The organism is Rhodopseudomonas sp. RCAM05734 (assembly GCF_052658035.1).
The window spans coordinates 5,828,396-5,846,973 of the sequence record NZ_CP199742.1; the positions used below are offsets into that span (position 1 = coordinate 5,828,396).

The 18,578-nt window shown below is 64.1% G+C and carries 14 protein-coding genes and 1 pseudogene; 10 read left to right on the top strand and 5 right to left on the bottom strand.

The window, feature by feature from the left end; translation table 11 throughout:
* Nucleotides 1-47 precede the first annotated feature (47 nt).
* A complete protein-coding gene (locus ACUXVA_RS27785; protein WP_265082720.1) occupies nt 48-419 on the top strand; it encodes a helix-turn-helix domain-containing protein in 372 nt (123 codons plus the stop codon).
* 672 nt (nt 420-1,091) lie between these two features.
* On the opposite strand, the gene ACUXVA_RS27790 is transcribed toward ACUXVA_RS27785, so the two are convergent.
* The 4 genes from ACUXVA_RS27790 to ACUXVA_RS27805 form a co-directional block, all read right to left on the bottom strand.
* Nucleotides 1,092-2,159 carry an alcohol dehydrogenase gene (locus ACUXVA_RS27790; protein WP_265082719.1) on the bottom strand — a complete coding sequence of 356 codons (1,068 nt, stop codon included), beginning with the start codon at nt 2,157-2,159 and terminating at the stop codon, nt 1,092-1,094.
* Between the two features lie 117 nt (nt 2,160-2,276).
* A complete protein-coding gene (locus ACUXVA_RS27795; RefSeq protein ID WP_445489348.1) occupies nt 2,277-4,598 on the bottom strand; it encodes a xanthine dehydrogenase family protein molybdopterin-binding subunit in 2,322 nt (773 codons plus the stop codon).
* Nucleotides 4,599-4,740: 142 nt separating this feature from the next.
* Nucleotides 4,741-5,616: a dihydrodipicolinate synthase family protein gene (locus ACUXVA_RS27800; RefSeq protein ID WP_445489350.1), complete on the bottom strand. Its 876-nt coding sequence runs from the start codon at nt 5,614-5,616 to the stop codon at nt 4,741-4,743.
* Nucleotide 5,617: 1 nt separating this feature from the next.
* Complete coding sequence (locus ACUXVA_RS27805; RefSeq protein WP_445489352.1) at nt 5,618-6,898, bottom strand: allantoate amidohydrolase; 1,281 nt, start codon at nt 6,896-6,898, stop codon at nt 5,618-5,620.
* Nucleotides 6,899-7,337: 439 nt separating this feature from the next.
* On the opposite strand from ACUXVA_RS27805, the gene ACUXVA_RS27810 reads away from it, so the two are divergent.
* The 6 genes and pseudogenes from ACUXVA_RS27810 to ACUXVA_RS27835 all read left to right on the top strand — a co-directional run bounded on the left by ACUXVA_RS27810 (nt 7,338) and on the right by ACUXVA_RS27835 (nt 13,294).
* Complete coding sequence (locus ACUXVA_RS27810; protein WP_445489354.1) at nt 7,338-8,447, top strand: BMP family ABC transporter substrate-binding protein; 1,110 nt, start codon at nt 7,338-7,340, stop codon at nt 8,445-8,447.
* 26 nt (nt 8,448-8,473) lie between these two features.
* Nucleotides 8,474-9,550, top strand: a complete 1,077-nt coding sequence (locus ACUXVA_RS27815) for an ABC transporter permease (protein ID WP_265083625.1) — start codon at nt 8,474-8,476, stop codon at nt 9,548-9,550.
* Entirely contained in the window at nt 9,550-10,476 is a 927-nt protein-coding gene (locus ACUXVA_RS27820) for an ABC transporter permease (protein ID WP_445489356.1), read from the top strand. Before ACUXVA_RS27815 ends, ACUXVA_RS27820 begins: the two co-directional genes overlap by 1 nt.
* 12 nt (nt 10,477-10,488) lie before the next feature.
* Nucleotides 10,489-11,197 (top strand): annotated as a pseudogene (gene biuH / locus ACUXVA_RS27825) (biuret amidohydrolase).
* Entirely contained in the window at nt 11,194-12,726 is a 1,533-nt protein-coding gene (locus ACUXVA_RS27830) for an ABC transporter ATP-binding protein (protein ID WP_445489358.1), read from the top strand. The pseudogene biuH and the gene ACUXVA_RS27830 overlap by 4 nt, the downstream one beginning before the upstream one ends.
* A 61-nt stretch (nt 12,727-12,787) precedes the next feature.
* Entirely contained in the window at nt 12,788-13,294 is a 507-nt protein-coding gene (locus tag ACUXVA_RS27835; protein WP_265082711.1) for a nucleoside deaminase, read from the top strand.
* Nucleotides 13,295-13,375: 81 nt separating this feature from the next.
* On the opposite strand, the gene ACUXVA_RS27840 is transcribed toward ACUXVA_RS27835, so the two are convergent.
* Nucleotides 13,376-14,425, bottom strand: coding sequence for a hypothetical protein (locus ACUXVA_RS27840; RefSeq protein ID WP_265082710.1), 1,050 nt, complete (start codon nt 14,423-14,425; stop codon nt 13,376-13,378).
* Between the two features lie 571 nt (nt 14,426-14,996).
* Here ACUXVA_RS27840 and ACUXVA_RS27845 point away from each other — a divergent pair.
* Genes ACUXVA_RS27845 through ACUXVA_RS27855 form a run of 3 tightly spaced genes read left to right on the top strand, consistent with a single transcriptional unit; the run spans nt 14,997 to nt 18,547 of the window.
* A complete protein-coding gene (locus ACUXVA_RS27845) occupies nt 14,997-16,568 on the top strand; it encodes an ABC transporter ATP-binding protein (RefSeq protein WP_445489361.1) in 1,572 nt (523 codons plus the stop codon).
* Nucleotides 16,552-17,643, top strand: a complete 1,092-nt coding sequence (locus ACUXVA_RS27850) for an ABC transporter permease (RefSeq protein ID WP_265082708.1) — start codon at nt 16,552-16,554, stop codon at nt 17,641-17,643. Before ACUXVA_RS27845 ends, ACUXVA_RS27850 begins: the two co-directional genes overlap by 17 nt.
* Nucleotides 17,630-18,547 carry an ABC transporter permease gene (locus ACUXVA_RS27855; RefSeq protein WP_445489364.1) on the top strand — a complete coding sequence of 306 codons (918 nt, stop codon included), beginning with the start codon at nt 17,630-17,632 and terminating at the stop codon, nt 18,545-18,547. Before ACUXVA_RS27850 ends, ACUXVA_RS27855 begins: the two co-directional genes overlap by 14 nt.
* Nucleotides 18,548-18,578: the final 31 nt, after the last annotated feature.

The following is an 18,578-nucleotide window of genomic DNA, read 5'->3' on the forward strand; positions in this document are numbered from 1 at the left end:
CAAAAAAACAATAACACTGTCCGAATCAACCAACTGAATGGTGAAGAATGAAGCAACGTAGCGCCGGCAAACCCGACATCGAGATGGGCAAGAGAATCCGTCTCCGTCGCGTTGAACAGAAGATCTCGCAGGCAGACTTGGGCGAGCAGCTCGGAGTAAGTTTCCAGCAGGTCCAGAAATACGAAAAAGGTGTTAATCGCGTCGGCGCCGCTCGCCTGCAACAGATTGCGACCGCCCTGGATGTGCCCGTCACGTTCTTCTACGATGGTGACGGCAAGACGCGCGAAGTGGAAAGCCTGCTGTTTCTGGACAGCGCGTTCAGCCTTCGCCTGCTGCGAGCCTATAGCCGGATCAAGAGTCAGACGGTGCAGCGCCAGATGGTCGTTCTGATGGAAGCCATCGCCGACGAGGAAAAATAAAACCGGTCGGACTGCCGGTCTCTCTCGGCGTCCCATCGGCAGCGGCAACTGACCGGATCATGATCGCCTCGCGCCGGCTTCCGGCGAACCGTGCGCCAACGTATCGGGCAGCCCCACTCCGCCACGCTCTCGCACCACTCAATGAGCGCACCGAGTCAACCATCCCTGTCACCGCCATCATCGCACCGCCGCCCTCGCGTCCTGCACCTGGATCGCGATCCGGCACGACGGCCTGCAATGTCGCCGTTGCAAATGGGTAAACGGGTCGTGCCCACCCCTTTAACCTGACCTGTCAGCTCGCCCTCCCCTGTGGGGCAGGGCTATCGCCTATGGCTTTGGCGCGCAGATCAAGTACGGAGTCGTCCCCGCGCAGGCGGGGACCCATCAACACCGGCTTTGAAGTTTAAAGCGCGGAGACAAAAGCGCTACCGCCTCGGCGCTTGAGCGTATGGGTCCCCGCCTGCGCGGGGACGACGTGGAGAGCCTGGAGTGTCCCACAACCATACGCGATAGCCCTGCCTGTAGAGGGAAGGACAGATCACGGCTCGGACGCAGTGTCGCCACGCAACAACGCGCGGGTGGCGGTCGGACCGGTGCCTTGAAACGGACGCCGCATGCGGTTCACAAGCCCCGGTGCGCGCAAGACGGTCACAAGCGTCTGTGGTGCCGCCGCTACGGCGTCAGCACCGCGCGCCCCACCAACTTGCCCTGCTTGAGGTCGTTGAGCGCATCGTTGGCTTTCGCGAACGGCATCGGCGTGACCGGGATCGGTGCGATCTTCTTGGTCCGCACCAGATCGAGCAGCTCGCGGGTCTCGCCGAGATTGCCCACATAGCTGCCCTGGATGGTGATTGCCTTGATCGGGATCAGCGGCAGGGCGAAGGTGGCGCCGCCACCGAACAGGCCGACGATCACCAGCTTGCCGCCCTTGGACAGGCAATCGAAGCCGAGCTGTGTCGTGGCTGCATTCCCGACCAGATCGATCACCGACATGATCGGGCCGCCGGCCTTCTTCGCCAGTTGCTCCAGCGCGTCGGGTGCCGCGCCATCCACCGAGCCGAGCGCGCCGGCCTTTTCTGCGGCTTCACGCTTGCGGGCATCGATGTCGACCACGATGGCGCCCTTGCCGCCCATCGCCTTCAGCAGCGACAGCGCCATCAGGCCGAGACCGCCGGCGCCGATGATCACTATGGTGTTGCCGAGATCGTGCTCGACCTTCTTCAGCGCGCTGAAGGTGGTAACGCCCGAGCAGGCGTAAGGCGCGGCGGTGACGGGATCGAGGCCCTTGAGGTCGATCAGGTAGCGCGGATGCGGCACGATCATGTGGTCGGCATAGCCGCCGTCACAATGCACGCCGAGCGAATTCGGCTTCAGGCACATGTTCTCCTCGCCCTTGAGGCAGACGGCGCACTTGCCGCAGCCGAGCCAGGGATAGACCAGCGCGATGTCGCCGACCTTCAGCGCGTGCTTGTCGGCCTCGGTCACATCCGGACCGAACGCCAGCACCTCGCCGACCGTCTCGTGGCCCATGGTGCGCGGCAGCGACACGCCGCGATCCTTCAAAGAAAGCGGTTTGCGGCCGTGGCCGAGATCGTAGCCGCCCTCCCAGATATGCAGGTCGCTGTGGCAGACGCCTGCGGCCTGCACCTTGATCAGCACCTGCGTGCCGGTCGGCTGCACGATGGGCGCGTCGACTTCCTGCAGCGGCGCGTTGAAATCGGTGACCTTGTAGCTCTTCATGGCGTGTTCTCCCTTTTTGGTTCTTGTTGTTTGTTGATGTCGTAGGATGGGTGGAGCGAAGCGATACCCATCATCCGCTGCCGATGGGTTTCGCAAGGGCTCAACCCATCCTACCGGTTATGCCGGAGAGCTGGCGCCCCGGATCGCTTCCCACACTTTCAGCGGCGACAGCGGTGTGTTGAGCTGGGTGATGCCAAGCCCGCTCAGCGCGTCAAGCACGCCATTGGTGATGCAGGGCGGGCCGCCGATGGCGCCGGATTCGCCGCAGCCCTTGGCGCCGAGCGGATTGGTGACGCACGGCGCCGAGCCGTCCAGCGTCACGGCGATCGGCGGCACGTCGGAAGCGCGCGGGATGCAGTAGTCCTGATAGCTGGCGGTCAGCAATTGTCCCTCGGCGTCGTAGTGCACGCCTTCATAGAGCGCCTGGCCGATGCCCTGCACCACGCCGCCGTGAACCTGGCCGGTGACCAGCATGGGGTTCACCGCAACGCCGACATCGTCCACCGTGGTGTATTTCACCACATTGGTGATGCCGGTCTCGGGATCGATCTCGACCTCGCAGATATGGGTGCCGTTCGGCCACGTCGGACCGTCGGCTTCGCCGGTGGATTCGACGCTGAGCCGGGCGCCCTTCTCGGCCTTGGCGATCTCGAACAATCCGACGCGCTTGTCGGTGCCGACCACGGTGAGGAAGCCGCCGGCATATTCGATGTCATCGACCGAGGCTTCCAGCATGTTGGCGGCCTTCTCGCGCGCCTTGGCGATCAGGTCCACGGCCGACACCACCGCCGCGGTGCCGCCGACGAACAGCGAGCGCGAGCCGACGCTGCCCATGCCGGTGATGACGTCGGTGTCGCCCTGGATCACATCGATCTTGTCGATGCCGATGCCGAGCGACTCCGCCACCATCTGCGAATAGGTGGTCGCCAGCCCCTGCCCCATGGCCTGGGTGCCGGAATGCAGGATGACGCGGCCCTCCGCCGTGGCGTGCAGGGTGACGGTTTCCTTCGTGCCGGGACCGCCGGTCCATTCGATGTAGCTGGTCAGGCCGCGACCGTAGAGCAGGCCCTTCTTCTTCGCCGCCTTCTTGCGCGCGGCAAAACCGTCCCAGTCCGACAGTTCGCAGGCGCGGTCCAGCATGTGCGCGAAGGCGCCGCTGTCATAGGTCTGGCCGACGGCGTTCTTGTAGGGCAGCTGCGTCGGCTTGATGTAATTGACCTTGCGGATCGCGCGCGGATCCATGCCGATCTGGCGCGCCGCGGCATCCATCAGCCGCTCCATGATGAACACCGCCTCGGGCCGTCCGGCACCGCGATAGGCACCAACCGGCGCCGTATGCGTCATCACGGCCTTGATGTCGTAATGCACCAGCCGCACGTCATAGACGCTGGTCTGCACGAACGGGCCGAGCACCAGCGGAATCACCACGGCGGTGCCGGACAGGTAGGCGCCGGTGCCGCCCAGCGAACGCACCCGATAGGCCTGGATGCGGCCCTTGGCATCGAGCGCGATCTCGGCGGTCGAGGTCAGGTCGCGGCCATGGGTGCCACCGACGAAATCGTCGGTGCGATCGCCGCGCCAGCGGATCTTGCGGTTGAGCGTCACCGCGGCCCAGGCAACGATGCCGTCTTCGGGATAGAGGCTGGTCTTCTGACCGAAGCCGCCGCCGATGTCGCTGACGACGACGCGAATGCTGTCCTTCGGACGTTTCAAAATGGCATCGGCCAGAATATCGCGGGTCGATGCCGGCGTCTGCGACTGCACATGGAGGGTCAGCCGTCCCTTCTTGTCAACTTCGGCGATGGCGCTGCGCGGCTCCATGGCGGAGGGGATCAGCCGCTGGCTGGTGATGTCGAGCGACACCACGTGCTTGGCGCCAGCGAAGGCCTGCTCGACCTTGGCCGCATCGCCATAGCTCATGACGGCTGCGATATTGTCCGGCGCGTCAGGCCACACCACCGGTGCGCCCGGCGCGATGGCGGCCGTCGGATCGACTGCCGCAGGCATCACCTCATAGTCGACGACCACGGCTTCGGCGGCGAGTTGTGCCAGGGCCTTCGACGTGGCTACAATCGCGGCCACCGGCTCGCCGGCAAAGCGCACCACCTCATGCGCCAGCAGCCGGCGCGGCGGGAAGGTCATGGCCGAACCATCGGCGCGCTTGAACACCTGCAGGGTCGGCAGCGTGCCGACATCGGCCGCGACCAGGTCTGCACCGGTGTAGATCGCTTCGACGCCCGGCATCGCCCTGGCGGCGGCGGCGGCGATGGCCGTGATCTTCGCATGGGCATGGGGCGAGCGCAGCACATAGAGCCACAGCGCGCCGTCTTCCGGCTTGTCGTCGATGAAGTGGCCCAACCCGGTCAGCAAACGTTGATCTTCGACACGCTTGACGGGGAGACCCGCACCGAAACGCATGTTGCCGGGCAGAATATTCATCAGGTTGTCCTTCGAGCAGGCAGGGGCTGGCTGTTTCTAACCGAAAAACCGCGCGCCAGCCAACAGTCAGTCGCGGCAACACGGAATGCGGCAATCGCAGGCGGTCAGACCAAAGAATCGTGCCACGCTGCGGAAAAAGACGTCATTCGATGTCGCGCAGCACCGCCTCGATGACCTTGCGTTCGTCATCGCTCAACGCCGCCTGCGGCGCGATGGGGTCTCCGACGTCATAGCCCTGGATCGACAGGCCGGCCTTGATGCAGGCCGCGAGGTTGTAGCGCGCAAAAGCTTCGTTGAGCCGCCACAACCGGCGCTGCAGCGCCATCGCCTCGTCCCAGCGGTCGGCCTTGCAGAAATCGTAGAGCGCGACGCTCTGCCGGGGCGCAACGCAGGCGGGACCGGCCATCCAGCCGGCACCGCCGATCAGCATCACCGCCGCGGGAATATGCGCCGATGCCGAGAACACCTGCAGCTGGTCGCCGCATCGATTCATGATCGACAGCAGCCGTCCGGTGTTGGTGGAGGCGTCCTTGATGTACTGGATGAGCGGATGCTCGGCGAGCCGCGCGACCACGTCGAGGGTGAGGTCGGAGCGCTGAAACTGCGGATTGGTGTAGATCACCACGGGGATATCAACCGCGTCGGCGATGGCGCGGAAATAGGATTCGATCTGCGCATCCTTGAGCGGGAAATAGGCTTCCAGGATGGCGAGAATGCCGTCGACGCCCTGCTTCTGATAGTACTTCGCCTGCGCGACCGCGTCCGCAGTGGATGTCGATGCGACGCCGGCGACCACAGGCACGCGGCCCGCGGCTGCTTCGACGGTGGTCTGCACCACGATTTTGCGCTGCTGGCGGTTGAGATAAGCGAATTCGCCGGTGGAGCCGAGCGGCGTCAGGCCGTGAACGCCTGATTTGATCAGATCGTCGCATAGCCGCGCCAACACGTCGGTGCGGATCTGACCGGCCGCATCGATCGGTGACACCAGGTATGGAAAAACGCCGTGGAAATCGCTCATGTCACTTGTCCGGGACGACAGGATTGGATTTCGCCCGGAAATTCTCGATCAGGCGCAGCAAGACGCGGGCGCCGGCGTCGGCGTCTGCCGTCTCGACATGCTCGGCGGGATTGTGGCTGATTCCGCCGCGGCAACGGACAAACAGCATGGCGACATCGGCGATATCGATCATCGCCATGCCATCATGACCGGCGCCGCTCGGCAGTTCGAACACATGATAGCCTTCGGCAGCGACGGCGTCGGCAACCTGCTGCTGCAGCCATGGCGCACAGGGCACCGTGCGGTTCTCGTGGGTAACGTTGATCTCCAGCCCCAGCTTGCGCCGTTTCACAATTTCCTCGATGTGGCGGACGATGTCGGCGACCGCCAGCTTGCGAAAGGAATCCCTGGCCGTGCGGATGTCGATGGTGAACGACACCATCCCGGGAATGACATTGGTGGCGCCGGGCATGGCGTTGATGTAGCCGACCGTGCCGACCAGCCCGTCGCGATCGCTGCTGCAGAATTCCTCGATGGCGACGATGCATTCGGCAGCGCCGGCCAGCGCATCGCGGCGCAGCGCCATCGGCACCGTGCCGGCATGGCCGGCCATGCCGTGCAACTCCACCGCCAGCCGGGTCGCCCCGGAGATCGCCGTGACGACGCCCACTGGCAGGTTCTTCGACTCCAGCACCGGTCCCTGCTCGATATGCAGTTCGACATAGGCCAGCAATTCGCTCGGCGCGCGGGCCGCGGCACCAATGTGGTCGGGATCGAGCCCGAACGCCGTCATCGCCTCCCGCATCTTGACGCCCGCTTTGTCCTTGCTGCCGAGCGCACTCTCATCGAACGTGCCGGCAATGGCGCGGCTGCCAAGCAACGTGGACGCGAAGCGCACGCCCTCCTCGTCGGCAAATCCGGTGACCTCGATGGCGAAGGGCAGCCGTCGGCCGCGACGGTGCAGGTCAGCGACGCAGGAAATCGCAGTGATCAGTCCCAACGGCCCGTCCCATTTGCCGGCGTCGCGCACGGTATCGTAGTGGGAGCCGAGCATCAGGCAAGGCTGGCCCGGCCGGTCGCCCTCGTAGCGGCCGCAGACATTGCCGATCGCGTCGAGATGCGCCGACATCCCGGCGTCGCGCATCCAGCCCATGATCAGCTCGCCGGCGGCGCGGTGTTCGGGCGTCAGGAAAATCCGCGTGAGATTAGTTGCGGTCTCCGAAATGGCGGCCAGGGCGTCGATACGACCGACGATCTCGTCACCGAGCGACATCCCGGTGGGCCCGACGACTTTGGTTTCCATCGCAATACTTTTCCGGTGCGACGCGCCCTTGACGGCACGCAGATCCTGAGCGGGATGAGGACAAGCCCAGAGACAAGATCCCGGGCCTTCGATCGGGCGAATCCGCCGTCTCGGTTCCCATCGATAACAGGAGAGCTGCGTTCCCGGCAGCCCTGATTATCAAGCCGGCCGCAGCCAGTCCTTATGGTCATCGAACCCTATAATCTGCACAACTCAGTTGCATACAATAAAATGAAACCGATTATTATTTAGCCAATCCTAATTTTAAAACCCGCGATAACGTCTTTTGAAATAAATTTATATTAGTAATATCAATTAGATAAAAAGACTTGCCCATTCTCGGACCATTGGCACGAAGCTTGCGACAACCTGTCCGCGGCTCGTCGACCGGCGCAGCCACGAACTGAGCGGCGGCCAGCCCGCCGAAGGGGAGCAACCAATGGATTTCGGCAAGATTTCACGTCGCCATCTGCTGCAGGGCGGTGCCGCCCTCACGCTCGGCTCGACACTTGGCATCCGGCATGCGGCCGCGGCCGACACCACCATCGGCTTCATCTATGTCGGGTCGCGCGACGACTACGGCTACAATCAGGCCCACGCTCTGGCCGCTGCGGCACTGAAGAAGATGCCCGGCATCAAGGTGGTCGAGGAGGAAAAGGTCCCTGAGACCGACGCCTGCGAGAAGACCATGGAGTCCATGATCAATCTCGACGGCGCTTCGCTGCTGTTCCCGACGTCGTTCGGCTACTACAATCCGCATATGGTCAAAATGGCCAAGAAATATCCGAAGGTCGTCTTCGAGCACTGCGGCGGGTTGTGGAGCGACAAGGATCCGAAGAACGCCGGCAGCTATTTCGGCTATATCGACGAAGCCCAGTTCATCTCCGGCATCGTCGCCGGCCATACCTCGAAGACCGGCAAGCTCGGCTTCGTCGCGGCCAAGCCAATCCCGCAGGTGCTGCGCAACATCAATGCCTTCACCCTCGGCGCGAAGCTGGCCAACCCCAAGGCCACGACGCAGGTGATCTTCACCGGCGACTGGTCGATGCCGGTCAAGGAAGCCGAAGCCACCAACAGCCTGATCGACCAGGGCGTCGACGTGCTGACCTGCCATGTCGATGGTCCGAAGACCATGGTCGAGAACGCAGCGCGGCGCGGCGCCATGGTGTGCGGCTATCACGTCAACCAGTCGCCGCTGGCGCCAAAGGCCTATCTCACCGGCGCCGAATGGAACTGGGAGGCGCTGTATCCCAAGTTCCTCAAGATGATCGCCTCCGGCGAAGGTATTCCGAATTTCTACCGCGGCGGCCTCAAGGAAGAAGTCGTCAAGTGCTCGCCGTATGGTGAAGCCGTCTCCGCTGAAGCGCGCAAGCACGCCGACGACATCAAGGCGCAGCCGATGGCCGGCACCTATACGATCTGGAAGGGGCCGCTGAAGGACAACAAGGGCAAGGAAGTGATCGGCGCCGGCACCGAGCGCGGCCAGAAGGATCCCGAACTGGAAAAGATGGACTATCTGATCGAGGGCGTGATCGGAGCCACTTCGTGACAGCCGGCGTTGGCGATTCCCTGGCCATGGCTTCATCGCGCGCGGCGAGACCCGGGTTTCGCCAACGCCATGGTGGCACGATCGAATACATATTGATTCCGGCGGGGGCGCTGGTGGGCGCCCTCGCTTTGTTCGGCGTGTTCGTCGCGCTGTTCGGCAAGAACCCGCTGGACCTGTATTTCTACATGTACCAGGGCGCCTTCGGCACCTGGTTCTCGTGGCAGAACACGCTGACCAAGGCCGCACCGCTGATCCTCACCGCACTGTGCACGGCCTTGCCGGCGCAATTGGGCATGGTGATCATCGGCGGCGAAGGCGCGCTGTTGATGGGAGCTTTGTCTGCGACCTCGGCCGCGCTGCTGCTGCAGGCCGCGCCGCCGCTCGTTGTCCAGATCGGCATGGTGCTGGCCGGTGTCGCCGGCGGTGGATTGTGGATCTCGCTGGCCGGTGGCCTCCGCCACTACCGCGGCGTCAACGAAACCATCTCCAGCCTGCTGCTGGTCTATATCGCGCTGGCGATCCTCAATCAGCTCGTCGAAGGCGTGATGCGCGATCCCGCCAGCCTCAACAAGCCGTCAAGCCGCGAGATCGGCGCCGCCAACATGATCGGTTCGATTCCCGGCACCGACGTGCATTGGGGCTTTGTCTTCGGCCTGATCGCGGCGATCGCATCCTATGTGCTGATCTATCACACCGTGTTCGGCTTCGCCGCGCGCGTCGCCGGCGGCAATGTTCGCGCAGCGAAGCTCGTGGGCCTCTCCGTCGGCAGGTTGATCATGATCACCTGCTTCCTCGCCGGAGGCGCAGCAGGTCTCGCCGGGATGGTCGAGGTCGCCGCCGTGCAGGGTCGCACCAACGCCAACCTCGCCGCCGGTTACGGCTTTACGGGCATCCTTGTCGCCTTCCTCGCGCGGCACAATCCGCTGGCGATCATTCCCGTCGCGATCCTGCTCGGCGGCATCAGCGCCTCCGGCGGCTTGCTGCAGCGAAGACTGGGGCTGCCGGACGCCTCGGTGTTCGTGCTGCAGGGCATGATCTTCGTCTTTGTGCTGGCCTCTGACGCGCTGTATGGCCGGATCGGCTTTCTGAAAGGAAAATCCTGATGGCAGCCGGCGATATCGGATACTGGACGGTGCCGCTCGCGGTGCTCGGCGGCGCGATCCGCATTTCGACGCCGTTTCTGTTCGTCAGCCTCGGCGAATGCATCACCGAGCGCTCCGGCCGCATCAACCTCGGCCTCGAGGGCACGCTGGTGATGGGCGCCATGAGCGCCTATGGCATTTCCTATCTCACCGGTTCGCCCTGGCTCGGCGTGCTCGCCGCCGGCGTGACCGGCGCCCTGCTGGGCGCGCTGCATGCCGGCATCTGCTCGCTGCCGCGGGTCAACGACGTCGCCGTCGGCATCGCGCTGATGCTGTTCGGCACCGGCCTTGCCTTCTATCTCGGCAAGCCGCTGATCGAGCCGACCGCGGCACGGTTGCCGGCGATCGATTTCGGCTTCTGGAGCGACATCCCGCAGGTCCGTCAAGCGCTGCAGATCAACGCGCTGTTCCTGATTGGCGTCGCGCTGGCGCCGGTTCTCTATTGGGCCTTCAAGACGACGCGCTGGGGCCTGTTGATCCGCACCGCCGGCGAAAGCGCCGATGCCGCGCGCGCCATGGGCTATTCGGTCAACCTCATTCGCCTGCGCGCCACCATGTGCGGCGGCTTCCTCGCCGGCGTCGGCGGCTCGTTCCTGTCGCTGTTCTATCCCGGCAGCCGGAACGAGGGCCTGTCTAGCGGCCAGGGCGTCACCGCGGTGGCGCTGGTGATCTTTGCGCGCTGGGATCCGATGCTGTGCCTGTGGGCCTCGCTCGCCTTTGGCGGCGCCGCGGCGCTCGGACCGGCGCTGCAGTCGGTCGGCGTCACCGCCGGCTATCACCTGTTCAACGCCGCACCCTACATCCTCACGCTGGTGATCATGATCATCACCTGTTCGCCGAAGCGCACCCTGACCGGCGCGCCCGCCGAACTCTCGATCACGCGATAACAGGAGCAGGCCATGGACGCTGCTGTGCCAACGACATCGACCGAACGCTTTGTCAGGTCAGAGCCCTATGCCTGGCCATGGAATGGCGATCTGCGTCCGGACAACACGGCGCTCGTCATCATCGACATGCAGACCGATTTCTGCGGCGTCGGCGGCTATGTCGACAAGATGGGCTACGACCTCTCGCTGACCCGCGCGCCGATCGAACCGATCAGGAAACTCCTGGCCGTGATGCGCGCCCGAGGCTTTCACATCATTCATACCCGCGAGGGCCATCGTCCGGACCTCTCCGACCTGCCCGACAACAAGCGCTGGCGCTCGCGCCAGATCGGTGCCGGCATCGGCGACGACGGCCCGTGCGGCCGGGTGCTGGTGCGCGGCGAAAAGGGCTGGGAGATCATCGACGAACTGGTGCCGATGCCGGGCGAGCCGATCATCGACAAGCCTGGCAAGGGCCTCGTTCTGCGCCACCGATCTTGAACTGATACTGCGGCTGCGCGGCATCGACAACCTCGTTCTCACCGGCATCACCACCGACGTCTGCGTCCATACCACCATGCGCGAGGCCAACGACCGCGGTTTTGAGTGCGTGCTGATCGAGGACTGCTGCGCCGCCACCGACAAGAGCAATCACGAGCACGCGCTTAAGATGATCAAGATGCAGGGCGGCGTGTTCGGCGCCGTTGCCACTTCGGCGGCGATGATCGAGGCGCTGTCATGATCATCGGCGCACCGTTCGTCCCCGACGGACCGCTCGGCGTCGACGCGCTCGGCATGACCATGCGGTTCGGCGATTTCGCAGCGCTCGACAACGTCGAACTGAAGGTGCAGCCGGGCTCGTTCCACGCCCTGCTCGGCGAGAACGGCGCCGGCAAGAGCACGCTCGTCAAATGCATCATGGGTTACTATCACCAGACCGAAGGCCAGGTGCTGGTCGGCGGCCGTGAGGCCGCACTATCCAATCCCAAGGACGCCCATGCGCTCGGCCTTGGCATGGTCTATCAGCATTTTACACTCGTCCCCGCCATGACGGTTGCGGAAAACCTGGTGATGGCGCGCGACGACGTGCCGGGGGTGATCGACTGGAAAAAGGAAAATCGCGAGCTGGAGACCTTTCTCGCCGGCATGCCGTTCAAGGTGCCGCTCGACGCGAGCGTTTCCGACATCTCGGCCGGCGAGCGGCAGAAATGCGAGATCCTCAAGCAGCTCTACCTGAAGCGCCGCTTCCTGATCCTCGACGAGCCAACCTCAGTGCTGACGCCCAATGAGGCCGATGAAGTGCTGGGCATGCTCCGGAAGATGGTGGTCGATGACGGCCTGACCATCCTGATGATCACCCACAAGTTCCGCGAGGTCAGGGCTTTCGCCGATGAGGTGACCATCCTGCGTCGTGGCAAGTTGGCCGGTGCCGGCAAGGTCGCCGATCTCAGTTCCGATGCCATGGCGCGCATGATGATCGGCGCCGAAGAATTGACAGTGCAGCCGGCGCGGGTCGGCGCCGTCGGTGCCACCCGGCTCGAACTCGACGGGCTTAGCGCACTTGACGATGCCGGTGCCGTCGCGGTCCACGATGTCTCGCTGGCCGTGCGCGCCGGCGAGATCGTGGGCATCGCCGGCGTCTCCGGCAATGGCCAGCGCCAGCTCGTGGAAATGCTGGCCGGCCAGCGCGACGCCTCAGGCGGCGAAATGCGCGTTGCCGGCGAAGTCTATCACGCCAGCCGCGATGAGATGCGCCTGCACAGGATGTCCCTGCTCCCCGAGGAGCCGCTGAAAAACGCCTGCGTGGGCGGCATGAGCGTCGCCGACAATCTCGCCTTCCGCGAATTCGACCGTGCCCCCTATGCAAGCGGCGGCTGGTGGCTCAACCGCGCCGCCTTTCGCAGCAATGCGGAGAAGCAGATCGGGCTTTACAAGGTCAAGACCCGCACCCCGGACACGCCGATTGCAGCGCTCTCCGGCGGCAATGTGCAGCGCGCGGTGCTGGCGCGCGAGCTGGGCGGCGACGTCGAGGTGCTGATCGCGGCCAATCCCTGCTTCGGCCTCGATTTCGCGGCAGTGGCGCAGATCCGTGCCGAGATCATGGCGGCGCGCAACCGCGGCGCCGCGGTTCTGCTGGTCAGCGAGGACCTCGACGAACTCCTCGAACTGTCCGATCGGCTGGTGGTGATGTTCCACGGCCGTTTCGTCTACGAGGCGCGCGCCAGCGAAGCCGACCTCACCGACATCGGCCGTCATATGGCCGGCCACTGAGGCCACGACTGGACATCGCCGTCCCGGCATATTCCAATGCGGAACATGCAGGAGAAACGCGATGGGCCAGACCGCAGGCTTGAGCAAGACCGAACTTGACGAACGCTTCCTTCGCCGTTCGTTCGACGTCGGCCGCCGCGCGATGACGAACGGCAACCACCCGTTCGGTGCGGTGCTGGTGGACGCCGGCGGCACGGTTCTGATGGAGGCAGAGAACGGCTATATGCCGTCCCATGACGGCACGGCCCATGCCGAACGGCTGCTTTGCACCCAGGCCTGCACGACGTTCAGCCCTGATGTTCTCGCAGGCAGCACGCTGTACTCATCCGCGGAACCCTGTGTCATGTGCGCGGGCGCGCTGTACTGGGCGGGAATCGGGCGCCTCGTCTATGGCCTCAGCGAACAGCGGCTGCGCGACTTCACGGGCAACCATCCGGAAAATCCGACTCTGGACATGCCGTGCCGCGACGTGCTGGCCACCGGCCAGCGGAGCATCGACGTGGTCGGCCCGTTGCTAGAGGACGAAGCCGCAGCGCTTCATGTCGGCGTGTGGGACAAAAAGGGCTGAGCGTCCCGATCGCCGCTGTCACATGCAAATGGCGCCGCGATTGTGCGCGGCGCCATTCATCAGGTCACGTAGTCGGATCGATCAGAACTTGACCGAGATGCCCGAGTACAGCGACTTTTCCGTGCACGCGCCGGCCACGGCGCCGGTGCAGGCGGCACTGACAGCGTGATCCAGGCCGAACTTGTTGTCCCAGTAACGGTAGGCAACCCAGAGATCGACGTTGTGGGTGTACTTCTCACCCCAGATCGCCTTGCTGGCGTCGAAGGTCAGACGGATCGGCTCGCTGTTGATTTCCGTTCTGGTTCTGGTGTTGGTGACCGCGTTGAAGGGCAGCGGATTGGCTTCGTTGCCCTTGGGGCCGTAGAACCCGGCGCGACCGCTGATCGCGAAGTACTGCAGGCTCGGCGGCAGGAAGCCCAGATCCATGTAGTAATTCAATTCGACAGCCCAGGTCCCCTTGAACTCGGTGTTTCCGTCGGAGTTGCACGTCACGCCAGCAACGCCCGGCCCGAACAGGCCGCACTGCGAGTAGGCGTTGTGGTTGATTTCCTTGTAGTACAGCGGATTGACGTTGAAGAAGCCCTTGTACGGCAGGTTAAAGGCAAACTGCAGACCGGCGACGATGTCGCGCTTGGCAGCGCCGAAGAAGCGGTTTTCCGTATTGGCATCGGCGCCGATCACGAACGACACGTTGCGCAACGGTCCGTAGGAGAAAGTCTTGGTGTTGAAGATTTCGTTGAAGCCGAACGTGCTGCGGATCAGGCCGTAGATCTCGGTGGCGCCGGCGCAACCGGTGACGGGGGTGTTGCCAAGGCACGGACCGGCGGGATCGGCCCTGTCGGACTTCAGCAGGTCGATGTTGAAGAAGTTGGTGCCATAGGCCCAGACGTCGAAGTGGGTAAAGGCGTAAACCTGCTTTGCCGTCTTCGCCGCACTGCCCGGTTGGGTCGCCGTGAACTGATAGGCGAATGTCACGCGATTGTCGTTGACCAGGAAGAACGGCAGATCGGCGATCGGCTTTGCCTTGACCGGGAACGACGCCATGTCGGCGGCACGTGCGTGGCCGATCGGAGCAAGGGTGGCAAGCGACAGCACGGTCGCCGCTGCAATTTCGCGGTAGCTATAGGACATCAGGTCTTTCCCCAGGTTGCATACATTGGTGGTCGCGGCCCGGAGGAAACACTTGCTGCAATCACTGCCATGGAAAAGCCTCAACTTTCTCCAGCCGCTGCTGCGGAAGGCGGCAAAAAATCCAACTGGATCAGTAATTTCTGGAAATTGGAGAGGAGTCGGCAGGAGCTGCCCGTTCGCAATGCACCTCACCGGGACGGGAGCTTATCCCTGCAAACACAGGCTTTTGCGACGTTCTGACGCAGGCGTCTTGCGATAACCACGTCGCGATTGCGCACATATGAAGCAAAATCTTCTTGGCCCATATTTTGGGCGAACCGAGAGGGCGCGAGTTCCGATGGCGGCAGCATGTAATAATTTGGCAACACATTTCCGGAGTGAACAACCGCGCACCATTCGCAGCCCGTCTTCATGGGTGGGATTTGGTACAAGGCGGGGCGTGGCTGGCGGGAATCACAGAGACTGGATTTTGCTGAAGCGCTAAGCAGAGACTGGCGCTTTTTCGGGATTTACGCTGCATTCCGATTTGGCACACTATCGACGAAGAGCGTCCTCTCACCCGTGACAGCGAATGTTAGATCCGACGCCTTCAAATCCGCGGGCCGGCCAGACGCCCCTGCTGCAGACCATCGGTCTCACCAAGCGCTACGGCGATTTTCTCGCCAATGACTCCATCGATATCGAGATCTGGCCGGAGGAAATCCATGCCTTGCTTGGCGAGAATGGCGCCGGGAAATCGACCCTGGTCAAGACCGTCTACGGGCTGATCCAGCCGAGCGAAGGCGAGATGCTGTGGCAGGGCCAGAAAATGGTGCTGTCCGGCCCGCACGATGCGCGTGCCCGCGGCATCGGCATGGTGTTCCAGCACTTTTCCCTGTTCGACAATCTGACCGTTGCGGAGAACGTCGCACTCGGCCTCGACGGCAAGGAGTCCTTCAAGGACATGTCGGCACGGCTGGAGGAAGTCTCCCGGGTCTACGGGCTGCCGCTCGACCCTAAGCGCGAGGTCTGGCAACTGTCCGTGGGCGAGCGCCAGCGCATCGAAATCGTGCGCGCGCTGATGCAGAATCCAAAGTTCTTGATTCTCGACGAGCCCACCGCGGTGCTGACGCCGCAGGAGTCCGACCAGTTGTTCGTCGTGCTGGAGCGATTACGGTCGGAAGGCCGCGCGGTGCTCTACATCAGCCACAAGCTTGAAGAGGTGAAGCGGCTGTGCGACACCGCGACCATCCTGCGCGGCGGCAAGAAGGTCTCCACCTGTATGCCGGGTCGCGAGACCGCCGCCTCGCTGGCGCGGATGATGGTGGGCGCCGATATCAAGCAGGTGAAGGCGCCGGCCGGACGCAAGACCACCGTGCCGCGGCTGCTTGTCAACGCGCTCAACCTCGAGCCGGATGACCCGCACGGCGTCCGGCTTCAGAACATCTCATTCGAGTTGAAGGGCGGCGAGATTCTCGGCGTCGCCGGTGTCGCCGGCAATGGCCAGGATGAACTGTTCGCGGCGCTGTCCGGCGAACGCCTATCGAAGGATCCCGGCACTATCGTCATCGACGGCCATGCCGCAGGGCATCTGTCGATCACCGCGCGGCGAAAACTCGGTGCCGCCTTCGTGCCGGAGGAGCGCCTCGGCCACGGCACCGCGCCGCGGATGCGGCTGTCGGAGAACGCGCTGCTCACAGGCCACGCGGCCTCGGGCATGGTGCAGCATGGCTTTATCAATACGGCGGCAACGCTGTCGACGGTCGATCGCACCACCACCGCATTCGACGTCCGCAAGGCCAAGCGCGATCCGGAGGCCGGCAGCCTGTCCGGCGGCAATCTGCAGAAATTCATCGTCGGCCGCGAAATCCTGCGCAATCCCGTGGTGCTGGTGGTCAGCCAGCCGACCTGGGGCGTCGATGCCGGCGCCGCCGCGGTGATCCGCCAGGCACTGCTCGATCTCGCCGCCGAGGGCTGTGCTATCCTGGTGACCAGCCAGGACCTCGACGAACTCGCAGAAATCGCCGACCGCATCGCGGTGATGTTTCACGGCCACCTGTCAGAGGCGCTGGTCACTGCCGACGCCACGCGCGAAAAGCTAGGCCTGCTGATGGGCGGCAGCAGTCTTCCGCCAAAGGAGCCGGCCGATGCAGTTGGTGCTTGAAAAGCGCGCGGAACGCTCCACCGCCATCGCCCTGATCTCGCCGCTCATCGCCATCGGCCTGACCGTGGTGACCATGAGCATCCTGTTCGCGTTGCTCGGCAAGAACCCGCTCGCCGCCCTGGCCGTCTATTTCATTACCCCGCTCACCGACAGCTACTCGCTGCAGGAGATCGCGGTGAAGGCCGCGCCGCTGGTGATAATCGCGATCGGCCTGTCGCTGTGCTATCTGGCCAATGTCTGGAACATCGGCGCCGAGGGCCAGTTCCTGGTCGGCGCCGTTGCCGGCAGCTGGCTGGCGGTGGTGACCCATGGCAGCGATGCCGGACCGTGGGTCCTGCCTTTGATGCTGCTGTTTGGGGCTGCGGCGGGGGCGCTCTACGCGCTGATCCCGGCAATATGCAAGGTGCGGTTCGGCGCCAGCGAAATTCTCGTCAGCCTGATGCTGGTCTATGTCGCAGAGCTGCTGCTCGACTATCTGGTGCGCGGTCCGTGGCGCGATCCCGCCGGTTTCAATTTCCCGACCACAGCCGAATTCGATCCGGTGGCGACCGTACCGCTGCTGATCGAAGGCGGCCGGCTGCATCTGGGCGTGGCGATCACCCTGCTTGTGGTCGCCGGCGCGGCGGTGCTGCTCGGCCGCACCATCAAGGGCTTTGAAATACGCGTGGTCGGCGCAGCGCCGCGCGCCGCGCGGTTCGGCGGCTTCAAATCCAACCGGCTGATCCTGCTGACCTTCGCGATCTCGGGCGCACTGGCTGGACTGGCGGGGATCATCGAGGTGGCAGGACCGATTGGACATCTGCAGCCCGGAATTTCGCCGGGCTATGGTTTCACCGCGATCATCGTTGCGTTCCTCGGACGGCTCAACCCGATTGGAATATTAATTGCAGGTCTTTTCCTGGCGCTGACTTTCATCGGCGGCGAGCAGGCACAGATCGCCATGAAGATCCCCCTCGATATGACGAAGGTGTTCCAGGGCATCCTGCTGTTCTATGTGCTGGCCTGCGATTCCCTCATTCTGTATCGGATCAGGCTCATCATGCCGCAACGGAAGGCCGCCGATGGGACTGCTTGAAGCCATCATCCTGTCGGTGCTTGCCGCATCGACGCCGCTGTTGATCGCTGCCACCGGCGAGTTGATCACCGAGCGCGCCGGCGTGCTCAATCTCGGCGTCGAGGGCATGATGATCATGGGCGCCGCATGCGGCTTCGGCGGCACGCTGCTGACTGGCTCCACCATCGTCGGTGCGATCTGCGGCATGCTGGCCGGCACAGCGCTGTCGCTGATCTTCGCCGCGATGGCGCTTGGCCTCGCCGTCAACCAGGTCGCCACCGGCCTGGCGCTGACCATCCTCGGTATCGGTCTGTCCGGGCTGATTGGCGCCGGCTTCGTCGGCGAGCGGATTGCGACGGCTCCCCACCTCTATATTCCCGGCCTGACCGACATTCCGTTCGTCGGCCGCATCCTGTTCGGCGAGGATGGGTTTGTGTATCTGTCGCTGCTGCTGGTCGTCGCGGTCTGGCTGTTCCTGTATCGCACCCGTGCCGGCCTGATCCTCCGTGCGGCCGGCGACAATCATATCTCAGCCCATGCGCTGGGCTATCCGGTACTGCGGATCCGCCTCTATGCGGTGATGTTCGGCGGCGCCTGCGCGGGCCTCGCCGGCGCCTATCTGCCGCTCGCCTACACGCCGTTCTTCATTCCCGGAATGACCGCCGGGCGCGGCTGGATCGCGCTGGCACTGGTGGTGTTCTCGTCGTGGCGGCCGGGCCGCCTGGTGATCGGCGCCTACCTGTTTGGCGCAGTCACGATCCTGCAGCCGCACGCGCAGGGCTGGGGCATCGGCATTCCCTCGCAGTTGATGTCAGCGCTGCCCTATCTGGCGACGGTCATCGTCCTGGTCTTGATTTCGCGCGCGCGTACCGGCGGCTCGACCGCGCCCGCGGCATTGGGAACGGTGTTCGTTCCCGATCGATAGACGAACTGCGGTGCGCGAGGGGGAGCGCGCG